This is a genomic window from Picrophilus oshimae DSM 9789 (assembly GCF_900176435.1).
Lineage (GTDB): Archaea > Thermoplasmatota > Thermoplasmata > Thermoplasmatales > Thermoplasmataceae > Picrophilus > Picrophilus oshimae.
Genome location: NZ_FWYE01000004.1, coordinates 77829 through 99932, shown reverse-complemented (window position 1 = coordinate 99932; position 22104 = coordinate 77829). Strand labels below are relative to the sequence as shown.

The window sequence follows — 22104 nt, the reverse complement described above, 5'->3', positions numbered from 1 at the left end:
AGCAATTATTTATTTATAGCTTTATATAATTTATACCGTCTATTCCTGATGGAAATCATATAAAGAATTACAAGGACCTCTATAATAATTATGCCAAAGATCTCGTTTTCAGCAACGGACTGCCATGGTATTTTAATAAATAGTAACCACGACACAGGTATTAAAACAAGCATTGCAATGCCATATTTTATCCTCTGAATTACAAGTGCAATCCCTATTGTTATATATGATATGCTTGATAATATAAAAAACCATATCGATACAAAGTCATGGGGATATGTACCCTCATGGTATATGCCTATTAATGCAAGGAATAAACCGGATATAATAAAAAACGATGAACCGGCATCCTCAATCTTATTTTCTGAAAATAAAATAAACAATGATGATAGTAATGCTATTAAAATACCCTCTATTATAAGGCCAAAATTATAGATTTCAGGCAGCGCTGGTGCAGGATGGCCATTGTTTATTAAATTGCCGCCGCCAAGATCACTCAGTGCATTTTTTGTAATTGAAAACCATGGATTTACAATGGCCTATGCCATAATAACAATCCATATAAAAATGATTGTAATTCCCGTTATTATGTAAACATATTTTAATTTCAACATTAATATTAATAATTAATGTTAATATTTATATTTTGATTGATAAAACATATGATATTAAATTTATAAAATATTTATAAAATTTATATTTTTAATGTGCCATAACCGAATCCTGCCTGCTTGTCTGTTCAAGGCTCTTCTGCTTTGTTTCCCTTATGAACAGCAATGTTATAATAACTGCTATGAATGAAAATCCTGTAAGAAGTGTAAAGACGCCTTTAAGTCCAAGTGCAGCCTCTATTGATGGCAGTGCAAATGTAAATATTGCAGCACCTGTTTTACCGGCACCTGCTGATATACCATGCGCTGTTGTTCTAACCTGCGTTGGGAATAATTCCGTTGGTAGTATAAACGTTGTTGAGTTAGGTCCTATGTTTGCGAACAGGAATGATAATCCATAAAGCCCTATGAACAATGGTATATCTGCCTTAAGCGGTGCAAATGCCAGTGCAAATATTAGATATATTATTCCCATGACTCCGAAGCCCATCCACTGTAAAAATTTCCTGCCGACGCGGTCTATTAATCCAAATGCTATCCAGTATCCAGGTATTTCAAATGCTGCCGCTATTATTATATTTCCTATTGCCGTGTTTGATGCTGATAGAACAGCATTTGTTACGCTTCCATAGCCTATTGCATTGAATATTATTGAGTTGTTTATTGATGTTCCATAGAATGCCATATCAAATAAAAACCAGCTTCCGGCAGTTCCTATCAAAAGCGCAATGTATTTTGTTAATATTCCGGATTTTTTTGAAACGTTTATATTTGAGTCCTTTACATCTATCTTTGATCCTGTTATATCCTCAACGGCTGCTGCGGCTGCCTTTACATCACCTTTGGTCTGCAGTGAATACCTTGGTGTTTCCTTTATCTTTCTTCTTAGATATATAACGGACGCCGCCGGTATTGCTCCGAATCCAAGCATGAACCTCCATGCATAGTTTACCGGCATCGTGTGAATTGCAATAAGTCCTATGACGGCTCCAAGAAGCAGGCCAAAGCCCTGCATTGCAAAAACGGTCTGAACCATCTTGCCCCTGCTCTTTACATTTGAGTACTCGCTCATTATTGTTGAGCTTATTGGATAATCTCCGCCTATACCTATACCAAGAAGCAGTCTTGTGATTATCAGCATCCAGATGTTTACTGAGAATGCCGAGATTACTGCAAATGTTACCAGTATTGCCATTTCAACTCCATAGACGTATTTCCTGCCACGTATGTCGCCTATCCTGCCGAATGTAAGGGCTCCTATGACGGCTCCAATCAATACGGCCGCACCAACAAGTCCCTGAACAAAATGGTTTGTTACATCAAAGACGGATGCGGAAACAATCAATGGCAGTGCTGTAGATATAGCAAATAAATCGTAGGCATCTGTAAAGAAACCCATGCTGGCCACAAATATGGCCTTTAAATGGAATCTCCCCGTGGGTGCCCTATCAGCCTGATTTAATATGTTTTGATCCTCTACCATATTGGATGATCGATAACCTATGAATATATAAATATTATACAAATACTATATTTAGTTAAATATAAAATATATATTTATATATAAAATATATAATTAAATCCAGTAAATAATTAAAATGCTATGAAAACATCAAATTTCTAAGCATTTTATTAATTATAAATACCTATTATTTTTATGGAAAATATAAATGACATTAAATTTTAAGAACATGTCCTGTAAAATATTTATATCTTTATTATTTAATTAAATATAGAGGAACATGGATTTTAAAAATAAGAATGCTGTTGTAACAGGCGGATCCAGGGGTATTGGAAGGGCCATTGCAATGCTACTTGGAGAAAATGGAGCCAATGTGATAATTACCTATTCAAGCAGTGACAGGGCTGCAGATGATGTGATTAATTATATAAAAAGTAAGGGATCAGAGGCATATAAATATAAAATAGACCAATCAGAGATCAATAAAATACCGGAATTGGTTGATTTCATTAAAAGCAAATTCAAAACAGTTGATATATTAATCAACAATGCTGGTATATGCCCTTTCAAGGACTTCTTTGATATAGATAGAGATCTGTTTGAAAAGGTCTGGAAGGTAAACGTTGAGAGCCACTTCTTTATCACACAGGAACTGGCAAAAATCATGATAGAAAATAATACAAATGGAAGGATACTTTTTATAAGTTCAATAAGCGCCATTGTTGGTGGAAAATATCAAAGTCATTACACAACAACAAAATCTGCATTAAATGGATTAATGCACTCCCTTGCAATAATACTTGGAGAGCATGGAATAATGGTAAATTCAATTGAGCCCGGAACTATATTAACAGATATAAACCGTGAGGATCTTTCTAATACAGAAAAAAGGAGGTACATGGAAAAAAGAATACCTCTTGGAAGACTTGGTGAGCCATTGGATATTGCCAGGCCTGCACTTTTTTTGGTATCTGATGAAAATACATATGTTAATGGCTCTGAAATATTGGTGGATGGCGGTATGCTTGTAAATCTACAATAAATTATTTTATTTAAAATAAAATTTATATAACCTCATCATAAGACGTTTCTTCAAGTGATTTTCTCTCTGTTTTTACATATTCAGGTTTTATTATATAAAGTAAAAAGACGACTGTAAAGGCAAGTATAAAGAATATTCCTGATATCAGGCCTATGTATTCTACACCTATGGCGACTATTATAGGCGTAAAGAGTCCAAATATACCGGCCTCAAACCTCATAGTAAACCAGACAAAACCCTGGCCTGAATTTCTTAGACTTGTTGGGAAGTGCTCCATTGATAATAGTCTTGTTGTGGGCCATACTCCAAGTCCCTGACCAATTCCAAAGAGAAGAAACGATGATAATAGAACATATACATTTTTAAGGAATGGTGGATATACCAGTAAAAGAAATGATATGGCTGCCATGGCTGCACTGATTAAATAAAGAGGCGTCCTGCCAATCCTGTCTGAAAGATAATAAAATATCAATAGTCCTGGCACAATTGCACTACCAAAGTAAATGGCCTCGAAGGCATAGGTTGTTCTTAGGCTAACAAGATGCAGTGAGCTGAATATGTATGGAAAAAACTCACCGTATGTTGATGCAGGTATGCCCCACATTAAATAAAGAAACCATGCAAATAATAGAAACCAGCCGTACCTTGTGAAAAGCTCTGCATACTTCTTTATTGTAAATTTTTTGTTTTCCTCCTCGCTTATATTTATATTGAGGAGTTTTGCAGATCTTTCTAAATCGCTTTTATTGCCTTTCATCATATCAAATCTCGGTGATTCGGTGAGACTTCTTCTTAAGGCCCAGCTTATTATCGCAATTATTCCAAGAAAGATCCATATCACCCTGAATAAAATCATGCCCGTATTGTACAATGCTATTGCTATACCAAGCTCAACAAGAACACCGACATACCACATTATTGTTGTAATGCTCATTAGCCTACCACGATAGTTTTTTGGGGAAAACTCAGTGATAAGGCTCCATGATGTTGGAACATCCGCACCAACTGCAATTCCTATTAATGCATAGAAAATCATTGACCATACTATATTTACTATTCTTGAAGAGAATATACCTGTAATCGCAAGAAGTATGGATGCCACAGCATAAAGAATCATATCAATCTGGTATATGAACTTCCTTCCAAATTTATCTCCAAGTCTTCCAAATGTTAGTGCACCAAAGGCACAACCAAGTAATGATATCAATGCAGGCAGTCCAGATTCAAACGTTGTGAAATGTAATAATGATGATATTGCCAATAATGTTATTCCGGTTCCAGCAAGCATTCCGGCATCAAGAAAATCTCCAAGGGATGCTATTAATGTCCATTTAAAATGTGTTCCTGATAGCATTGCATCATCATAAGTCTTGCTCTCAACCATATATACCGATATATTATTAAATTCAAACTATATATAGAGATTTCCAAACCTGTCCAAAATACAGGAAACTTTTTTATAACAAAATATTCTAAAATTTTTAACCAGATGCTGAAATTCTCTATGGGTTTAAACAATGTTTAATAATTATATTTTATATTATGCATAAGTATAAAAATTTATTTTTCATTTAAATCAATATTTATGTTAACAAAAGTAGTAAATATTAAATAATGATAAATTATATTTAAATATATGATTGTTAGGTATGCTTCCGGAAGCTTTGATGAAAAGTTCTCCATGGTATACTTTAAAATGAAACATGAAAACTGCTGGAGTAGAATTACGGAAAAATATGATATATCAATACATACACTAAAGCTGCTACCATATAAGGATAAAAATGCTATATACGGCATCTTTGAGATAAGGGTGAATAATAAGCATAATTTAAAGGAATTTCTAAGAAGCCTTAACAAAGAAAGCACGATAAAAAATGTAACCAGCCTTAATTTAAGTGAATTAAAACGGTCTGTTTACATTATGGACCTCTATGAAAATTATGATGGCATGATACAGGGCAAGTTAAATGATTACAACAGTATCTTTTACTTTGATATTGTCAAGGGCGGATTGGAGGAAAAATATGCCGTTCTACCATCAGAAAACGTTAAAGAATTAAAAAATGATTTACAATCACTTGGCGACCTCTATGAATTCAGGGCCAAATATCTTAAAAATTTTTATGATATCCTGGCCCCATACTTTACATTCTCACCAATTGAGATGCAGATCATTGTTGAAGCATACAACCACGGTTACTACGACATTCCAAGAAAAACCGGTATTAGGGAGCTTGCAGATTCATTTGGGCTTTCAAAATCCACAGTCCAGGAATATATAAGGAGTGCAGAGGCAAAGGCATTATCAAGCATAAAACTTTTTAAACTTATGGATGAACTTAAAGAAGGATAAATACTGGACGGTTCCGAATATATCTTTTTATTTAGGTTAAAATTGTTTAAATGGCGATGCAAACGAAGACACTTGTATGGACTGATATAAAAAAGATGGAATTAAAAGAAAAAAGTATAGAAAATCCTGAGCCTGGCTGGGTAACTGTAAAGGTAAACTATGCTGGCATATGCGGTTCAGAATTATCGGCATTTGTGGGCCAGAACGAGCTTAGAAAGCCACCATCTGTTATGGGGCATGAATTCAGCGGAACTGTTATAAAAACCGGTTCTGATAAGGACTCCTATCTTTTAAATAGAAATGTTGCAGTGAATCCGCTTGTAACCTGTGGAAAGTGCAGGTACTGCAGAACAGGCAACAGGCAGCTGTGTCCTGAAAGGAAGATTATAGGTATTGATTATCCTGGCGGTTTTGCAGAGTATGTTAATGTACCTGCATATTCATGCTATGAAATTATAGATATCCCGGAAGCATCCCTTGCTGAGCCGCTGGCGACAGCCTTAAGGGCTGTGAACCATGCACATCCTGCCGTCGGTGATAAAGCCCTGGTCATAGGTGCCGGTACAATAGGTCTGTTATCCTTGAAGATACTTGAAATTTCAGGGACCATAGAAAGAACGGTTGCTGATATAAACGATTACAGACTGGAACATGCAATGCACTGGGGCGCAACAAAAAAGGTGAACAACAGAAATGAGGTTATAGAAAAGGGTGACTTTGACATAGTTGTAGATGCCGTCGGAACAGCAGATACAAGAAAACTTGCACTTGACTCAGTAGCAAGGGGTGGCCGAGTAGTTTATGTTGGTCTGCATGAGCCTGAAACAGAGTTTCAGGTGAATTATATTATAAGAAATGAGATAAATATACATGGATCGTTCTGTTACTCTGATGATGATTTTAGAAGGGCCGTTGATCTTATAAACAATGGTTTTCTCAATGTAAAGGAAAAATGGTATGATATAAGGCCCATCGACAGTGGTGAAGACTCTTTTAATGAGGAGCTGTCACCAGATTCAAAATACTCAAAAATTATAATGAAACCATGAGGTGTTTAAATGAAAATTTTGAATTTTATTTTTAATGACAGGATCTCTGGTGGAATAATTTACAACGAGAAAGTCTATCCTTTTGATGAAATTTCTTATATTATACCTGAATTTAAAAAATTTAGGATAACGGATGATATCCTGGCATCCGGGATTGATCAAAATTATGTCGACAAGGTAATTAATGAGGCAAAAGATAAGATAAAAAGTTTAAGTGTTAAGGATGTAAAAATAGTCTCGCCTGTTATAAACCCAAGAAAGATAATATGCATAGGCGTTAACTATATGGAACATGCAAGGGAATCAGAGCAAAAGGTGATGAGGGATCCGACCATTTTTTCAAAATTTAGCAACAGTGTTATAGGCCCTGAGGATTATATATTAATTCCAGAAGGTGTGAATCAAATTGACTATGAGGGGGAACTTGTCATGGTAATAGGTTCAGGCAGGACTTACAGGGATGCACTTTTTGGTTACACAGTGGGCAACGATGTTTCTGCCAGGGATCTTCAGTTCAGGACGAGCCAGTGGATACTGGGTAAAGCATTAAAGACCTTTGCACCACTGGGCCCTTTAATAGCATGCGTTAATGAAATTGGCAATGCAGAGGATCTTAACATAAAAACAATGGTAAACGGTCATATAAGGCAAAACGGCAGCACCCGGGACATGATATTTAATGTTACAGAAATAGCTGATTATCTATCAAGATACTTTGATCCAGAGCCAGGTGATATAATATTTACAGGAACACCTAAGGGTGTAATACTTGGAATGCCAGAGGATAAAAGAACATGGTTAACTCACGGTGATGTAATAGAAATTGAGATATCAGGGATAGGAAAATTGAAAAATACCATTAAATAAATTTTATATATAAAAATTGTCAAATGCCGGGTCATAAGCTGGTATTACCTTACCAATGCCTTTTATTTTTTCATATGCATCAAGACACTCGTATATATCCTCTGCTATGCCGATTGGCCTCATTCTATTTATATTGTTAATTTTAAAGGCCGCATCTGTAAATATATAAATACCATTCCTTGTATTAATTGAAAACGCAATTGATGATCTGTGATGACATTTGACGCTAATTGCTTTTATCCCCGGTATTAATTCAGATCCATCATCATAGAATATTACATTTTTCCAGCCATCACCATAAATATAACTTAGTATCTTCCTTGGAATAAAAAGGTCCCTATTATGGAAATATCTGTATTCTGGTGCGGCTATATCCTTTATCCATCCATCCCTGTATATAAATATCCTTGAGGTTTTAAATTCATCCAGCCTGCCTGTGGTATAGTCCTGTACAGGTGTGAATGCAATGAAATCTATATCATCTGGTTTAAATCCTGCACTGGCAAGAACATCCAGTGTATCAATAGACTTAAAAATTGCACGCTCGCCAGCAAATTTTATCATCTCATTGTTTCTCAACGTTAGATCCAGGGGCATGCCTGTATTAATCATAAATGATATGTCATCGTTATAGGCAAGTAGTACGTGAAATGACAGCTTTTCCCAGGAATTAAATGATTCCATCCAGTAAACCTCAGGGCCAGGAACCTCAGACTCACCAACCTTTAATACCTTTATATTATATTTATTCGAGGTCATATTTAATCCCAAAACCAGGAGAATCATTTAATTCAAAATGCGCCCTTACAGGTCTGGGTACATTTACTATATGCTGCTCCATCCAGTCCCTATATCGTGTAAGATATTCAGAAATTGGCGTTACAGCCTCAGGCTCTGATATAATGAAGTGCAGGTTGTATATATTACCGGCATGCGGTATAACCTGTGCACCATATGCCTCTGCGAGTCCTGCTATCTTCTTCATTGGTGTTATACCACCGACCCATGTTGCATCTGGCTGCAATATCATCACACCACAGTCGAGTAGCCTTTTAAAGTCATAAACATGGTAATGGTGCTCCCCTGCAGATATGCTAATATTAACCTTTTTTACAAGATTTTTATATCCATTGAAATCATCAGGCAGCAACGGCTCCTCAATCCATGCAAGCTCATATTTTTCAAGTGCCTTTAGCATTTTATATGCAAAATTGTAATTAAGCGACATCCAGAAATCACCGGCAAGGTTGATTGAGTATCCTATGACATCCCTTACCGCCTTTACAAGCTCTATGTTTTTATCTATGGCATATACATCAGCCGGTGATGCTATAAAACGCATCTTCATATCTTTATATCCATTATTAAGATATTCTTCTGCCTCTTTCTGGAGATTCTCTATTTTGTCAGGGTGCAAATGGCTTGCATACGCCCTTATGCTTTTTCTTGTCCTGCCACCAATTAAATCATAAACTGGTTTTTTTACCTCCTTTCCAAAGGCATCATACATGAGAAGATTTATGGCACTTATTGCATGAAGTGCAAGGCCGGTACGACCTGTTGGGAGCGTTGTTCTATAAAAAAAATCCCATGCCTTGCTTATCTCCGATACATCAAACATTGTAATATATTTTTTAATCTGTTCTATATAATTGTAAGTAGGTTCTGTAACAGATATATAGCTTTCCACTCCAGACTCGGTTTTTAGTTTTAAAAAAACTATCTTTGTTATCATTGCTGCCTCTGCCGGTGAGATCTCTCCAATAATATCTTTATAGTAATCTGTTGGTTTGGTGTACGGAAATATCTGCTGACTGACATTTTCATCATGGATTCTTTCAAGGGATTTGATCTTGGACATGCTTTAATATAATGATCTATAAAATAAAGTTGTTTCCGCACCTGTCCTGTTTTAAAAAATTTAATTATTAAGAGTTAATATAAAATAATTACAAACATTTAAATGCACATCTTTGTTTATATAATATGTACTACCTTACATTTAATATATTAAGTGATTGCGGTCTTTCCGAGGCAGCATGCAAATTGAACTCACACATTTTAATCTTCAATGCAATTTCAAATAATAGCATTAACTCAATAATAGGTGCATGAGAATTAATAAAAAAACAGAAATTTAATGAAACATTATAATTACATTAAGTGGTAATTAAAAACATTCAATAAAAACAATTTCATCGTTAAAAAACAATTATATTATTGAAATTTTATTTCTTTTAAATTGCCGGATATTTTTGTATATTTATCATTGTACTCATATTTTATATTATCGCCTGTTGCCTTTGCCTTTTTTAATGGTATAATAACGCTTTTTACAGGTCTGGAAAATATAATAGAATCTTCTCCGGCCTTTATTAAAAGTTCATCCGGGTAATAAAGTTTAAAATCGCCATTACCATAAATTATTATTGAACCATCGTAAATAACAGCAGAGTTTAATTTTATGAATATCGAGTTTTTATCTCTTTTTATATATGATTTGCCATTGAATTCCTCAAAAGTCGTGATGTTTATCCATCTTCCGGATGGCAGATAAACCTCGGTGTCTGATATATCCGGCGCATAAAGAACGTCACCAAGCATGTATTCATCCTCTATGTAATATGCCGTTTCATCATATGGGTCATTGTAAAAAATTGGCCTTATTACAGGCACACCTGTCAATGAGGATAATTTTATAATTGAATAAATATAGTCTATAAATTTATACCTTTCATTAACGGTTTCGATAATTTCATTTCTGTATTTTTCCGGTAATAGATATATCTCCTGATCATTACCCTCCTTTACCTTATGATTTCTAAAGAATGGAAACAGCATTGCGGCCTTATAATACCTGGAGATCAGTTCTGGTGATGAATAACCAAAGAAGCCCCCAAGGTCGCAGCCGCATATCATTATTCCTGATAGATTCATTGATACTATCATTGATATCTGAAGCTTTAAATCATCATCGGATGCCTTATTATCGCCTGTCCATATTGCTGCATATCTCTGTATTCCAGGATATCCTGATCTTGAAAGTATGAAAAATTCGTCTTTAATTTCTTTTAAAGCCTCGTATGTTGCCTTAGCCTCCAAAAGTGAGTATGCATTATGAATCTTTGAATGCTTTATAAAACCATTGTTTGTGTAGTGAAGTGCGCTCCCGGATATTGTTCTTTCATCATTGAATAATGCAGGTTCATTCATATCCAGCCAGATGCCATCAACATTTTCAGCAAATTCCTTTACACATGATTTCCAGTAATTGTATGAATCGGCATCAAGGAAATTCAAAAACGCACAGTTGCCAGGCCAGAGCCTTGATATATAGATCTCGTTGTTGGAATTTATAACATATTTCCCAATTCCATTTATAAAATATTTATAAAGCTGATCTATTTTAAATCCCGGGTCTATTATTGTAATAAGCCTTGTTCCCATGGCATTAAGCTCCTCCTTGAATTTTTTTATATCCGGGAACCTTTCCTTATCAAATGTAAATATTTTATAATCGTCCATGTAATCTATGTCAAGGTAAACTGCAGAGACATCAATGTATTTCCTGTATTCCTTAACAACATTAATTACGGTTCGATCCGGATAATAGCTATACCTTGATATCTGGTGCCCTAGTGCCCATCTTGGTGGTACAAAGGTTCTTCCAGTTATTTCAGTAAATGTTTTTATTACATCCTCTATGGAATTACCATGTATAACAAAGAGTTCAAAGCCACTATCGTCTATTTTTGCCTCGATTTTGTTATAATTTTTAAGGCCTATGTCAATCTCTATTCTTGATGGATTATTAATAAAATATCCTGTTATATTATTTGATACTGATATAAAAAATGGAACGGAAACATACAATGGATCTGAATCTCTGGTATAACCTGCCTGGTCATAATTATAAAAAATCAATCTTTCCCTGTTTTTGATTATATGCTTTGCCTTTTCGCCAAAACCTATTATTCTTTCCTTTATGTCGAAATTCTTTTCAAAATATGAATATCCATCGAGTTCATAGAAGTTAAATTCAGGTTTAACATTGGCATCATTGTATTTTATGTTCTCATCGTATTTTATTAGTGGTTTATAGTCATTTATTATGTATTTTTCAATGTTTTCTGATTTTAAAATCTTTATATTCATGGTAGAAAAGAAATAACGTATTAATAAATTTAATCTATTATAAATTAAAGAATTAAAGTTATATTTCAAAAGGTCTCATTAAAATTGATTTTTATTTTATATAATTTTTATAATGTAATTATCATCTATCAAGACTTTCCAGTGATTTATTCTTTGTTTCTATTCCAAGGAAGTATGTTATTAAGAATCCAAGCAGCCCTACGATAAATAATAGTATCTCCATGGGTATTGGCCCATAGATATTCACTGTTATTGGGAAAACAATGGCGGATATAATGGCCCCAACCCTGCTTATTGCCGTTCCTGCACCCATGGACGTTGTCCTGATCCTTGTCGGGAACAGCTCGCTGACAAAGATGCCAGTGGTCTCACCGGTACCACCGGCATTTGCAAAGTAAAATATTGCAAACATAGGGAACAGTAAAAGAAGTGGTGGTGCCCTTCCTATGATTATTGCATACAATGCAAGTATTAATAGTGAAAGCCCCTGGGCAAGGAATGTGTATTCCTGCCATTTCTTTCTGCCCAGTATATCAGCTGTAAAAACAAAGAATACTGTTGCAATAACACCTATTAAATATAAATAAAGTGTGAGTGAAAGCGATGCCCTGTGTGTGCTGTAATGCAGTTCAAGTAATAATGTTGATGTGTATATTCCTATACCATAGAATATAAGGTCGTTAAAAAACCATGATGTAAATGTAAAGAACGCCCTTTTTGGATAATTTACAGGTATATTATCTAAAGCATCATTGGCATAACTGACATTATCAAGGCCTATCCTTTCCTCTATGTCCTTTATTTCACCATCATTGTGCTTCTCAACAGCGAATCTTGGTGTCTCCTCAACACGCCTTCTTAATATTAAAACGATGATTGCTGGTATTGCACCTGCGGCAAGCAGATAACGCCATGAAAATGATCCGTATGGGTATAGCAAATAGCCAAGAAAGACTGCAAAGGCACCGCCTATCCACCAGGACATCAAACCTGTGCCAAGAAGCTTTCCACGGCCTTTAACAGGGCTGTACTCACCTATAATTGAAAGCGTTAATGCATAATCTGCACCTATTGCAAGTCCAAGAAGTGTCCTAAAAATGATGAGCTCCAGTGCATTTTGCGACAGACCGCTTAAAATCGCAAACACTGCAAATATGAGCATGTCCCACTGGTATATTGATTTTCTTCCATTTAGATCTGCCAGGACTCCAAAGAATGCACCGCCTACAAGCTGGCCTATAATTGTAGAAACGCCTATCAATGCAGATATATATACTGATATATGTAAAATTGGTATAATAAAAAGAAGTGCCGGTCCTATTACCAGAAGATCGTAGCCGTCAAGAAAGTAACCCGCATCTGAAAGCGCTGTTATAAAATAATGGTATCTCTTTATTGGAGATGCATCAAGTTTTTTTAGTATTGAACCCTCATTCACATTTATATTATAATTAATCTATTTAAAAATTTTTTTATAATTTATTGATTAATTTTTTTTACGTTTATTATTGCTCTTTTATAGCCGTACATGATATCGCTGTCTATTCTATCATCGGGATTTAATCTTTCTATGCTAAATGATTCTATGCGTTTTGCAAACTCCTCAAGAACTATTCTTGATTCAAGTCTTGCCAGAGGGGCACCAAGGCAGAAGTGTATTCCATTACCAAAAGCTATGTGCCTTTTGTTTTCACGGAACGGATTAAAATTATCCGGATCTTTAAAAATTTCCTCGTCCCTGTTGGCAGAACCAAGGTAAAGAAAGATAAAGTCATTTTTGTATATATTAAAACCGTTTATCTGATAATCATACTTTGCATATCTTCTTGTTGACTGCACAGGAGATCTGAATCTTAGTGTTTCCTCAACAATATCACCTGCGATTTTATTATTATCAACAAGTTCTTTATAGATATCCGGATGATTTGATAGTTCAATTAAAGCGTTTGTTATTAAATTTGTTGTTGTCTCGTTTCCGGCAACCAGCAATAGTATTGAAAATCCAGTTATCTCCTGATCCGTGAGTTTTTTATCATCTATTGAAACATTTGAAAGCCTTGATATTAAATTATCTTCATTTGAATTTCTATCTATCATATTCAAAAAGTATTCTGACATCTCTCTCTGGGTTCTTAAATCAGGGCCACGTCCAAGCGATGTTGCAAGTGCATCCGACCATTCCTTGAATTTTTTTAGATCCTTTTCCGGAACGCCAAGCATGTTTGATATAACCATGATAGGCAATGGATATGATATCTCTGATACGAGATCGCATCTACCCTTTTCTATAATATTTTCTATCATTTTCGCTGCAAGTTCTCTTATGTAATTATCATATGATTCTATCTTTCTTGGGGTAAAGGCCGAGCTTACAAGGCCTCTAAGCTCTGTGTGCCTTGGTGGATCAAGTATCAGGATGCTTGGTGCGGCCCTGCTGTCAAGCTCGTTTTTAATATCATCGCCGAGCAGGTCACGGAACTGTGATGAGAATACATTATGATTTGATAATACTGTTACAACGTCATTGTATTTAAAAACATGAACCGAGTTGCCCTCCCTTACTATCCGCTGCGTCCTCATTGATTTATACCATTCGAATGGCTCCTCCTTATAAGATGGAATGTACATAAAAATACATTGCAAAATGGATATTTCTACTTTGTTATTCGATCCACCACTGGGTTTTATTATTTTTATCCTCTATATGAATCCCTGATTTTTCAAGTTCCATTCTTATATAATCTGATAGATCGTACCTTTTCTCGGATCTTAATTTGGATCTTATGTTTAAAACGGAATCGATTATATTATTATTTAAAGATCTCTCCTCTGGTATTATATTCATGAATGAGTTTATGTAATCGAATATCCTTATTATATTTCCTGCAGTATCTTTATTTATATGATCCATGTTTTTATTTATATCTGTTACAAAATCCATTAATTCTCTTATTAAAGATCTTGTATCAAAGTTATCAGACATTATGTCCATGTACCTTTTTATTATATAATCTGAATCAACCATGTAATCGCCGGATTCAGAATCGATTTTTTTCAGCTTTCTATATGTATTTATTATTCTTGATAATGCCTCTCTTGATTCGTTCAATGAATCCATTGAAAACTCTATTGATGTATTAAAGTTTGCGTTTAAAACAGCGAATCTCAGCTCATTTGGTTTGTATTCCTTTAATACATCCTTTATGGTTATGTAATTTTTTAAAGACTTTGACATCTTTTCCCTGTTTACATTTATCATGCCGGTATGTATCCAGTAATGCGCAAGATACCTCTTATTGCTTATAGACCGCATCTGGGCTATCTCGGCCTCATGATGTGGAAATATTAAATCGGAGCCACCGCCGTGTATATCATACTCATCACCAAAGTAAGTTTCAGTTATTGCAGTATCCTCGATATGCCAGCCAGGCCTGCCCTTTCCCCACGGTGATTCCCAGTACGGCTCTCCCGGCTTCATTTTTTTCCATAAAACAAAGTCCTCAGGATTTCTTTTATCCTCGTTTAAAACTCCCCTGGCGTTCTCTATAATATTATCAAGGTTCTGCTTGGAAAGCTCGCCGTAGTCCCTGAATTTTCTAACACAAAAGTAAACGCCATCAGAGGTTTCATAGGCATATCCTTTCTTAATCATCCTCTTTATTTGAGATATGATCTCATCAATGTACAGTGTTGCCCTTGCATAGTAATTAACGCTGTCTATGCCGAGCTGAGACATGATTCTTAAATACTCATTGAAATACCTGTTGGCTATCTCCTCAGGAGATCTATCCTCATCGTGTGCCCTTTTTATTATCTTATCATCTATATCTGTTATATTCTGAAGATAAAAAACGGAATAACCAATGCTCCTCATGAATTTAACAATAGTATCAAAAAATATGTACGTCCTGGCATGTCCCAGATGAAAGTCATCATAAACTGTTGGCCCGCAGACAAAGATGTTTATTCTATTTTTATGCATCGGTTTAAATTCCTTAACTGAACCTGAAAGTGTATCGTAAAATCTCATTTGACTTTAATTATATATCATTAAATAAAGATTTTCATGGAAAATCATATTATTAATGAAATGTAAAGAGAGACAAGTGTTATTGATAAAACCGGGAGCGCTGTTATAATTCCAAATTTCATGTAATATTTATATGATATTTTTATTGCATTTTTCCTTTCAAGTGTATAAAGCCAGAGAAGTGTTGCAAGGGATCCTATCGGTGTAAATTTTGGGCCTATGTCATTGCCTATCACATTTGAATACATTAACAATCCCGGATTGTTAAGACCTGAAATTGCAAGGTTCCCAAGCATGACTGACGGCAGATTGTTCATAAAGGCTGCATTGAATGCAAAGAAGAGCCCGGAGAATAAATATGAGAACACAGGTGGAAAATTATTAAAGACTTCAAGTATATAAGTATATATATTATCAAGGCCCTGCCTTCCCATGCCAAAAACGATTATGTACATACCAAGCGAGAATAAAACGATCTGCCATGGTGCTATTTTTATAATATAATTTGCATCTATGTTTTTACCCAGCCTTGCAAGTAAATAAAAGATTACTGCAAATGGCATTGCTATAAATGATATTGGTATTTTAAAAAATCCTGAGAGGAAGTAAAAAAGCATTAATATTATTATCAATGGAACTGCGAGTTTAAATATTAATCCATCCTTAATAAACTTCGATGGATCAATATCAGGCATCATGTAATTGCCACTGAATTCCATTCTATAAAATAAAAAAACGACAGTTATGCTTGCAATTATTGATACAATGTCAGGTAATATCATTATCTCGGAATATTTAAGAAATGTTATGTTAAAATATCCGGCTGTAACAAGATTTACAAGATTGCTAACAGTAAAGGGCATGCTTGATGTATCTGCTATAAATCCTGTTGCCATGATGAATGGTATTATTTTATTCTCTGAGAAATTGAATCTTAAAAGTATTGAATACACAATTGGTGTGAGTATTAATGCCGTTCCATCATTGGCGAATATTGCGGATATAACAGAGCCAAGAAGCATTATAAATAAAAATAATTTTAAAACGCTGCCTTTTGCCATTATGGCTATCCTATATGCAATGTATTCAAAGAAGCCCGCCTCATCAAGTATAAGCGATATTATTATTACCGCAATAAATGTAAATGTTGCATTCCAGACAATATTCCAGACAGATATTACATCCTTTAATGTTGATACACCGATGATGAGCGAGATGGCAGCGCCTATTAATGCGGAGTATCCTATACCCAAATTTCTTGGCCTTTTTAATACCAGAAATAATGTAATAACAAATATTATTATTCCTGGGTAAAGGAGAATGCTCAAGATTTATCACCATTGCATTCAACGCATTTGCATTCCTGTTTTATTCTTAGGCTTGCAGCCTCAACGGTATCTATAATTTTTTTTATATACGGATCTGATACCCTGTAAACAATATTCTTGCCTGAACGGTAGCTTATTAATATTCCATTCTCCCTGAGCTCCTTCAATTTATGCGATATCAGTGGCTGATCCTTTCCACATCTTTCTATTATCTCTGAAACATTCATGTTTGATTTAATCAGCATTTTGACAATTTTTAATCTTAAATCGTCTGATAGCAATTTATAGATCGTTGTTTCACTTATATGGTCCATCTTTCGTTCCAGGATTTCATATTAACATAAAAATATTTTCATATGTTTTTTATTACATATTAAATGATATTATAAATATCTGCTGTAAAATCTTTTATATCTGTGAATGATAACCAATAAAGGGTCTGTGGGGTAGCTTGGAATCCTTCCAGCTTCGGGAGCTGGAAACTCCGGTCCAAATCCGGACAGACCCACTATTAACCATGTTAATTCTGTTTTATTATAAAGGTCTTAATGGTTCCTCAGTGTTATATTTATATATCCATTATTCTTTTTAGAATTAATTTTTGGATATATTAATGTTTGAATAAAAATAGGAATCAGATCGATTTGACCTATCCCTTCTTGGAGATAGAACATTGCGTCTATGAATATTGCAATGCATTTTTTCTAATGACCTTTATTTCCATGTATTGATTTCTGCAATTGTTATATCAATGATCCTCGATATTTTGTATTTGATGTGCTTATTATAAAACAGCTTTTCAAGTTAATGAAAAATATTAATAAAAACGAAAAATGGAGTTAAGTGAACAGTAGAACAGAAAAATTATTTAGATTAGCATGGATTTGCAGACTGACCTTTTTTTGGGCTTTTATCATTATAATTGTTTTATTAATTTATGCATTTCCTGTTTTACATATCATTATGATTACAATTCTAATTGTTGTTCCACTTATAATAAGTGTACTTACTTGATAGTTATATTCTCTTTCGAGGCGGGTATAGAACTTAAATTTGACGATATTGAGAAAGATGATGGGCTAAAACAGAAAAAATTTAAGGATGGCTCAGAGCTTATCGAGCTTTACCATCAGGAAAAGCCAATTGAATTCAATGTTAATGGGAAGCTTGATAAAATTCCAGCCTCAGTAATTTGGGAGTTCAATCAAGGTGAAGATCTTGAATCATTTGAAACAGTTAAAGTCAATAATCAGTTTAAAATGCCTGATGAATTTTTAAATGCAAGAAACAGAGTTATGAATCTTTATACAGAATACTCAAGAAAGGAGTTTTCTCCGTACGACAAAATATGTATCTACCGCCTCTGTGAGAGTAGGACAGAAGGCAATGAATCCAGATACGTGTTTTACGTCTCAAAGGCTGATCTGGTTGATGAATATACAGTAATCCAGAATCCGGATGTAAGTACGGTATGGATATCCCCGGACAGGAGTGTTACGCCAAGGGAGCTTATTTACAGGCATGGAAAATTTCCATCAATACAAAAATTTGAAAAAGATGGAGAATTATGCGAAATTCCCTACAGGATCGCAATGCATATAATCATAGAAACATAAGACGGTTATTACCTGCTTCAAAAAAGATCCCCCTCGAATATGGCCACCTCACCTGTAGAGGTTACAAGCTCGGCATGGGTTGAAATGGATTGGGCTGATTTCAAGCGTTATGGAAGGCATGGGATATCTGGCTTTGTTTTTAGAGAGGTCAGGGAGGAAACAACGATTTCTAAGAGTGAATTGTTTGATGTAAGGGTTAAGGCTGTCATCAGGGAATTCAGGAGGATTGGACAGCCCATGCTAATTTTAACCGGAAAAACCAGGCTTTCGTATCGCATGATCCTGCATAGAATTGAGATATCGAGAAAATACGCGCAAAATCCATGGCTCTATCCTTACTGGTACATCTGGAGTCTGCTCCTTAGAAAGAGTGGAAGAGAATTCTGGGAGATGGATTCCATGATTGGAGTTAAGAAAAACGAACTTCTGAGATTCATTCATGATCCGATACCACCAACAAGAGCTGCAATATTAAAAATATCAAAAGAGTTAAATAAAAGTAACCAAAATATTTAATTAATATAATCTTAGAGCCGGAAGATTTAATATAAAACATTATAATTTATTACATAACATAAATATTACATTGCCATTTAATAATGGAGAACATCAATTATAACTTCTTGGAATCCATTCATCTGAACAGGACCTGGATTACTAATAGACACTGTCATTCATGGTATAGTATAAATAATGTTATTGAATAATGATTTATGAATAAATTAAATAAGAGTAAACATCTGTTTTTATTATATTCAATTATATTAATATTAATGGCACTATCAATGAGATCGACAAACAATATGGTTGTTACAACAGTGCCATTGCTTTCTAAATATGTCCTTCATTTTTCATATGTGCTAACAGCCCTGGTTACTGCAATAATATATCTTGGAACGGTTCTTGCAACATCATTTTTAAATCCCTTAATGAATTCAAAGTTAAGAAAATACATTTTTGTCCTTGCTAATTTCATGCTTACAATATTTTTAATATTATATTATATATCAAACAATATAAGTGTTTTTATAATCTCCTTTTTAATAGGAATATCATATGGTATAATACTGCCAAATATAATTACATCCGCAAGTTTGTATCCGGATAGTACTGGAAGGGAAAGGCTGCTAAGCATATACTCTGTGGGTTTAAGCCTTAGCCTGGTTTTTGGGCCTTCCCTTGAATCGTTTTTATTAACAATAATTGGATACCGAACAATATTTCTATTTTTTGCGCCAATTGGAATAATAGGATTTATAGCATCATTTTTTATTAGCTTCCCTGAAAATAGAAATGAAAAACACGGTGCATCAGTAAAACACAATAAAGGTTTATGGACGTCAATTCTTACAATAACAACGTACAATGTTCCATTTGCAGCACTCACCGTTTTTCTTGCAATTTTTGCGGAAACAAGATTTCACGTAAGCAGTTTTATGGCATATCTGCCATTCGTATTCTTTTTTACGGTTTCATTTTTTACAAGAATATATTTAAGCATAAGACCAATAAAAAATATTAGATATGCAATAATAATTGCTCCAGCAATAACAATTATGGCATTGATACTATTCCCATTTTTACCCAACTATTACGCCTTTATTGCAGTCATGATGCTCCTGGGCATACCGCATGGTTCCATATTTCCCATATCAACCATAGAAATATCAAGGGGATCATCAATTGAGGAAAGGAATGCAATAAATTCATACTTTTATTCTTACAATATGAGCCTGTTTATGATCGTTCCATTGTTATTCGCAATTATTATACCATACATAGGATTTCAGGAAACATTTGCAATTCTCATAATCCCTGTTGTTATATCAGTATTGATAATAATAAAAAAATACTGGAAGGATGATGAAATATTTGGAATAAATACAAGAAGATATAAAAACACATTTTAAATATAATTTTGGATTTTTATTTAATATGATAATTTTTAAAACATTTTAATTTAAAAACATTATAATTAAAATCAAATATATTTATAAATGAAATTATTTATATTAAAGTTAATGCCCTGATTAATAAAACGTTCAATTTAAATAAAACAATTTATTAATGTAAAATCAAAAATTATGACCGGAATTTATAATTTACAATAATAAATCATTTATGATATTAGAATATTTAAATTTATTTAAGAATATTATAATATGAATAAATGTCATTAAAATTTTTAACACAAACATTTTTTAACAAAAAATTTTGAGAAAGTCTTTTATAAAGTTTGTAATTAGGACATAATGGCACAAGAGGCTGATGGTATTAATAGTGATTTGCCCGGCCATTTTATGGGCAATGCTGATGAAGTCAGAAGAAGGTCTCCATGGACTGTTTTAATAGCACTTGCAATGGGCATGCTTGTCTACGGTGTTGCCGAGAGTTACGGACCGGTTTCGGTCATTGGTGGAATACTCCCTGCAAAATATTTCTTCATTGGCCTAAGCTTACCTTACATAGCCGGTGGCGTCGGTGCATTATTTTCAGGGTCACTTGCCGATAAAATAGGCAGACGTGGCTCTTTTATGGTTACATCTGCAATGATTATTATTGGTATAGCAATTTTTGCATTTTTATCAAGGTATGTTATTGCACTTGTAATATCTTTCATCCTTGTTGGAATGGCCGCAATAGGCCTTGAAACACCAACCCTATCAATGATTGTTGAATCTGTTCCTGCAAGCGTTCGCGGCAGGTCTCTTGTTATCGTTCAGAATTTTGGAAACATCGGTGTTGCCGTTACTTTTATACCTGTATTATTGCATTTCTCTGGTGCAACAAGCAGGCTTGCAATATCAATGCTATTCATAGCACCACTTATTGCCCTTGGCCTTTCATGGTTCTATGTAAAGGAGAGCAAACCATGGCGTGCGGTAAAATCAACAACTGACATAGAAAATGCATGGCAGGAGCAGGACGGCAATGCCGAGCCTGTGAAGCCCGAGGTTGGCATACCATTAAGGTTCCTGATACTTATAATAATAGGCATAGCACAGGACGTTGCATTTTTATATTTCTCATACGGTGTTGGTTACAGCTATTTTTCATCAGGGCTTGCCGATAACATACCGATAATCGGCGGATTCACAATGACCATCGTTGGAATAATAACAGGTCTAGTTCTTGTTGAGAAATTAAACAGAAAATCCTTTACAATAATGTCATATGGGCTTCTTGTTGTTCTATGGGCTGTACTCTGGATCTTTGAGGCATTAACGCACAGCACATATGGCCTGATACTTACAGCATTAATGGTTCTTTTATTTATACCTGGAGAGGTTACATGGGCTGCACGTGGAATGCTGGAGCCTGAGCTATTCCCAACCTATAAAAGGGGCACATACGTTTCAATAGTAAGATTCACTGTATGGGTCGGTGCAGGCCTTGTCATGATACTTTTAACATACAGGGCGCTTCCATTTATAATTCCGGCTGCTTCAGTAATGTCAATATTCATATTGTCATTGATAATGACAATACTATGGCAGAGAAAGGGCTTTGAAACAAGATCAAGAAGCCTGTCAGGACTTGACAGAAAGATAAGCCATGATATTAAGAGATAAATTTTATTTTTTTTAA

Annotated in this window: 20 protein-coding genes and 1 tRNA gene; 10 read left to right on the top strand and 11 right to left on the bottom strand. The window is 34.5% G+C overall.

All coding sequences use genetic code 11. The features are described 5' to 3' along the window. Positions 1–5: 5 nt before the first annotated feature. On the bottom strand, positions 6–536 hold the full coding sequence (locus B8780_RS06965; protein WP_153274233.1) for a DUF998 domain-containing protein: 531 nt from the start codon (positions 534–536) through the stop codon (positions 6–8). Between the two features lie 166 nt (positions 537–702). Next, on the bottom strand, positions 703–2094 hold the full coding sequence (locus tag B8780_RS06960) for an MFS transporter (protein WP_084273157.1): 1392 nt from the start codon (positions 2092–2094) through the stop codon (positions 703–705). Between the two features lie 259 nt (positions 2095–2353). Here B8780_RS06960 and rhaD point away from each other — a divergent pair, with 259 nt between their 5' ends. After that, on the top strand, positions 2354–3115 hold the full coding sequence (gene rhaD / locus B8780_RS06955; protein WP_084273156.1) for an L-rhamnose 1-dehydrogenase: 762 nt from the start codon (positions 2354–2356) through the stop codon (positions 3113–3115). A 22-nt stretch (positions 3116–3137) separates the two neighbouring features. Here the strand turns inward: rhaD and B8780_RS06950 are convergent, their stop codons facing one another. Further along, the gene (locus tag B8780_RS06950; protein ID WP_084273155.1) at positions 3138–4499 is read right to left on the bottom strand and encodes an MFS transporter; all 1362 of its coding nucleotides are present in this window, start codon (positions 4497–4499) and stop codon (positions 3138–3140) included. A 252-nt stretch (positions 4500–4751) separates the two neighbouring features. Here B8780_RS06950 and B8780_RS06945 point away from each other — a divergent pair, with 252 nt between their 5' ends. The 3 genes from B8780_RS06945 to B8780_RS06935 are packed head-to-tail and all read left to right on the top strand — an operon-like array spanning position 4752 to position 7387. Next, positions 4752–5471, top strand: coding sequence for a helix-turn-helix domain-containing protein (locus tag B8780_RS06945; RefSeq protein WP_084273154.1), 720 nt, complete (start codon positions 4752–4754; stop codon positions 5469–5471). A gap of 50 nt (positions 5472–5521) precedes the next feature. Then, positions 5522–6520, top strand: a complete 999-nt coding sequence (locus B8780_RS06940; RefSeq protein ID WP_236719407.1) for an alcohol dehydrogenase catalytic domain-containing protein — start codon at positions 5522–5524, stop codon at positions 6518–6520. A 9-nt stretch (positions 6521–6529) separates the two neighbouring features. Beyond that, positions 6530–7387, top strand: coding sequence for a fumarylacetoacetate hydrolase family protein (locus B8780_RS06935; RefSeq protein WP_084273153.1), 858 nt, complete (start codon positions 6530–6532; stop codon positions 7385–7387). 3 nt (positions 7388–7390) lie between these two features. Here the strand turns inward: B8780_RS06935 and B8780_RS06930 are convergent, their stop codons facing one another. Both B8780_RS06930 and B8780_RS06925 read right to left on the bottom strand, forming a co-directional pair. Next, entirely contained in the window at positions 7391–8146 is a 756-nt protein-coding gene (locus B8780_RS06930) for a hypothetical protein (RefSeq protein WP_236719406.1), read from the bottom strand. Continuing rightward, complete coding sequence (locus B8780_RS06925; protein WP_084273152.1) at positions 8133–9248, bottom strand: enolase C-terminal domain-like protein; 1116 nt, start codon at positions 9246–9248, stop codon at positions 8133–8135. The genes B8780_RS06930 and B8780_RS06925 overlap by 14 nt, the downstream gene beginning before the upstream one ends. Positions 9249–9373: 125 nt before the next feature. Here B8780_RS06925 and B8780_RS08370 point away from each other — a divergent pair, with 125 nt between their 5' ends. Further along, positions 9374–9502, top strand: a complete 129-nt coding sequence (locus tag B8780_RS08370; protein ID WP_269087915.1) for a hypothetical protein — start codon at positions 9374–9376, stop codon at positions 9500–9502. Between the two features lie 102 nt (positions 9503–9604). On the opposite strand, the gene malA is transcribed toward B8780_RS08370, so the two are convergent. The 6 genes from malA to B8780_RS06895 all read right to left on the bottom strand — a co-directional run bounded on the left by malA (position 9605) and on the right by B8780_RS06895 (position 17214). Then, on the bottom strand, positions 9605–11542 hold the full coding sequence (gene malA / locus B8780_RS06920; protein ID WP_084273151.1) for an alpha-glucosidase MalA: 1938 nt from the start codon (positions 11540–11542) through the stop codon (positions 9605–9607). A 121-nt stretch (positions 11543–11663) separates the two neighbouring features. After that, entirely contained in the window at positions 11664–12980 is a 1317-nt protein-coding gene (locus B8780_RS06915) for an MFS transporter (protein WP_084273150.1), read from the bottom strand. A gap of 41 nt (positions 12981–13021) precedes the next feature. Then, positions 13022–14170 (bottom strand): cytochrome P450, encoded by a 1149-nt coding sequence (locus B8780_RS06910; protein ID WP_084273149.1) that lies wholly within the window; start codon positions 14168–14170, stop codon positions 13022–13024. Positions 14171–14204: 34 nt separating this feature from the next. Next, positions 14205–15572: a cysteine--tRNA ligase gene (cysS, locus tag B8780_RS06905; RefSeq protein ID WP_084273148.1), complete on the bottom strand. Its 1368-nt coding sequence runs from the start codon at positions 15570–15572 to the stop codon at positions 14205–14207. A gap of 44 nt (positions 15573–15616) precedes the next feature. Next, the gene (locus B8780_RS06900; protein WP_084273147.1) at positions 15617–16900 is read right to left on the bottom strand and encodes an arsenic transporter; all 1284 of its coding nucleotides are present in this window, start codon (positions 16898–16900) and stop codon (positions 15617–15619) included. Then, positions 16897–17214, bottom strand: coding sequence for an ArsR/SmtB family transcription factor (locus B8780_RS06895; RefSeq protein ID WP_084273146.1), 318 nt, complete (start codon positions 17212–17214; stop codon positions 16897–16899). The genes B8780_RS06900 and B8780_RS06895 overlap by 4 nt, the downstream gene beginning before the upstream one ends. 121 nt (positions 17215–17335) lie before the next feature. On the opposite strand from B8780_RS06895, the gene B8780_RS06890 reads away from it, so the two are divergent. From B8780_RS06890 to B8780_RS06870, 5 genes are all read left to right on the top strand, one after another. Then, a tRNA-Pro gene (locus tag B8780_RS06890) sits at positions 17336–17408 on the top strand. Positions 17409–17910: 502 nt separating this feature from the next. Further along, the gene (locus B8780_RS06885; protein WP_084273145.1) at positions 17911–18516 is read left to right on the top strand and encodes a hypothetical protein; all 606 of its coding nucleotides are present in this window, start codon (positions 17911–17913) and stop codon (positions 18514–18516) included. A 39-nt stretch (positions 18517–18555) separates the two neighbouring features. Continuing rightward, complete coding sequence (locus B8780_RS06880) at positions 18556–19032, top strand: hypothetical protein (protein WP_084273144.1); 477 nt, start codon at positions 18556–18558, stop codon at positions 19030–19032. A 197-nt stretch (positions 19033–19229) separates the two neighbouring features. Continuing rightward, complete coding sequence (locus B8780_RS06875) at positions 19230–20426, top strand: MFS transporter (protein WP_084273143.1); 1197 nt, start codon at positions 19230–19232, stop codon at positions 20424–20426. Between the two features lie 342 nt (positions 20427–20768). Further along, positions 20769–22088: an MFS transporter gene (locus B8780_RS06870; protein ID WP_084273142.1), complete on the top strand. Its 1320-nt coding sequence runs from the start codon at positions 20769–20771 to the stop codon at positions 22086–22088. Positions 22089–22104: the final 16 nt, after the last annotated feature.

What these genes read in the sequence shown, in the direction of transcription:
- B8780_RS06960 (WP_084273157.1), bottom strand. Translation starts at nt 2,094, where the DNA reads ATGGTAGAGGATCAAAACATATTAAATCAGGCTGATAGGGCACCCACG.
- rhaD (WP_084273156.1), top strand. Translation starts at nt 2,354, where the DNA reads ATGGATTTTAAAAATAAGAATGCTGTTGTAACAGGCGGATCCAGGGGT.
- B8780_RS06950 (WP_084273155.1), bottom strand. Translation starts at nt 4,499, where the DNA reads ATGGTTGAGAGCAAGACTTATGATGATGCAATGCTATCAGGAACACAT.
- B8780_RS06945 (WP_084273154.1), top strand. Translation starts at nt 4,752, where the DNA reads ATGATTGTTAGGTATGCTTCCGGAAGCTTTGATGAAAAGTTCTCCATG.
- B8780_RS06940 (WP_236719407.1), top strand. Translation starts at nt 5,522, where the DNA reads ATGGCGATGCAAACGAAGACACTTGTATGGACTGATATAAAAAAGATG.
- B8780_RS06935 (WP_084273153.1), top strand. Translation starts at nt 6,530, where the DNA reads ATGAAAATTTTGAATTTTATTTTTAATGACAGGATCTCTGGTGGAATA.
- B8780_RS06930 (WP_236719406.1), bottom strand. Translation starts at nt 8,146, where the DNA reads ATGACCTCGAATAAATATAATATAAAGGTATTAAAGGTTGGTGAGTCT.
- B8780_RS06925 (WP_084273152.1), bottom strand. Translation starts at nt 9,248, where the DNA reads ATGTCCAAGATCAAATCCCTTGAAAGAATCCATGATGAAAATGTCAGT.
- B8780_RS08370 (WP_269087915.1), top strand. Translation starts at nt 9,374, where the DNA reads ATGTACTACCTTACATTTAATATATTAAGTGATTGCGGTCTTTCCGAG.
- malA (WP_084273151.1), bottom strand. Translation starts at nt 11,542, where the DNA reads ATGAATATAAAGATTTTAAAATCAGAAAACATTGAAAAATACATAATA.
- B8780_RS06910 (WP_084273149.1), bottom strand. Translation starts at nt 14,170, where the DNA reads ATGTACATTCCATCTTATAAGGAGGAGCCATTCGAATGGTATAAATCA.
- cysS (WP_084273148.1), bottom strand. Translation starts at nt 15,572, where the DNA reads ATGAGATTTTACGATACACTTTCAGGTTCAGTTAAGGAATTTAAACCG.
- B8780_RS06895 (WP_084273146.1), bottom strand. Translation starts at nt 17,214, where the DNA reads ATGGACCATATAAGTGAAACAACGATCTATAAATTGCTATCAGACGAT.
- B8780_RS06880 (WP_084273144.1), top strand. Translation starts at nt 18,556, where the DNA reads ATGGCCACCTCACCTGTAGAGGTTACAAGCTCGGCATGGGTTGAAATG.
- B8780_RS06875 (WP_084273143.1), top strand. Translation starts at nt 19,230, where the DNA reads ATGAATAAATTAAATAAGAGTAAACATCTGTTTTTATTATATTCAATT.
- B8780_RS06870 (WP_084273142.1), top strand. Translation starts at nt 20,769, where the DNA reads ATGGCACAAGAGGCTGATGGTATTAATAGTGATTTGCCCGGCCATTTT.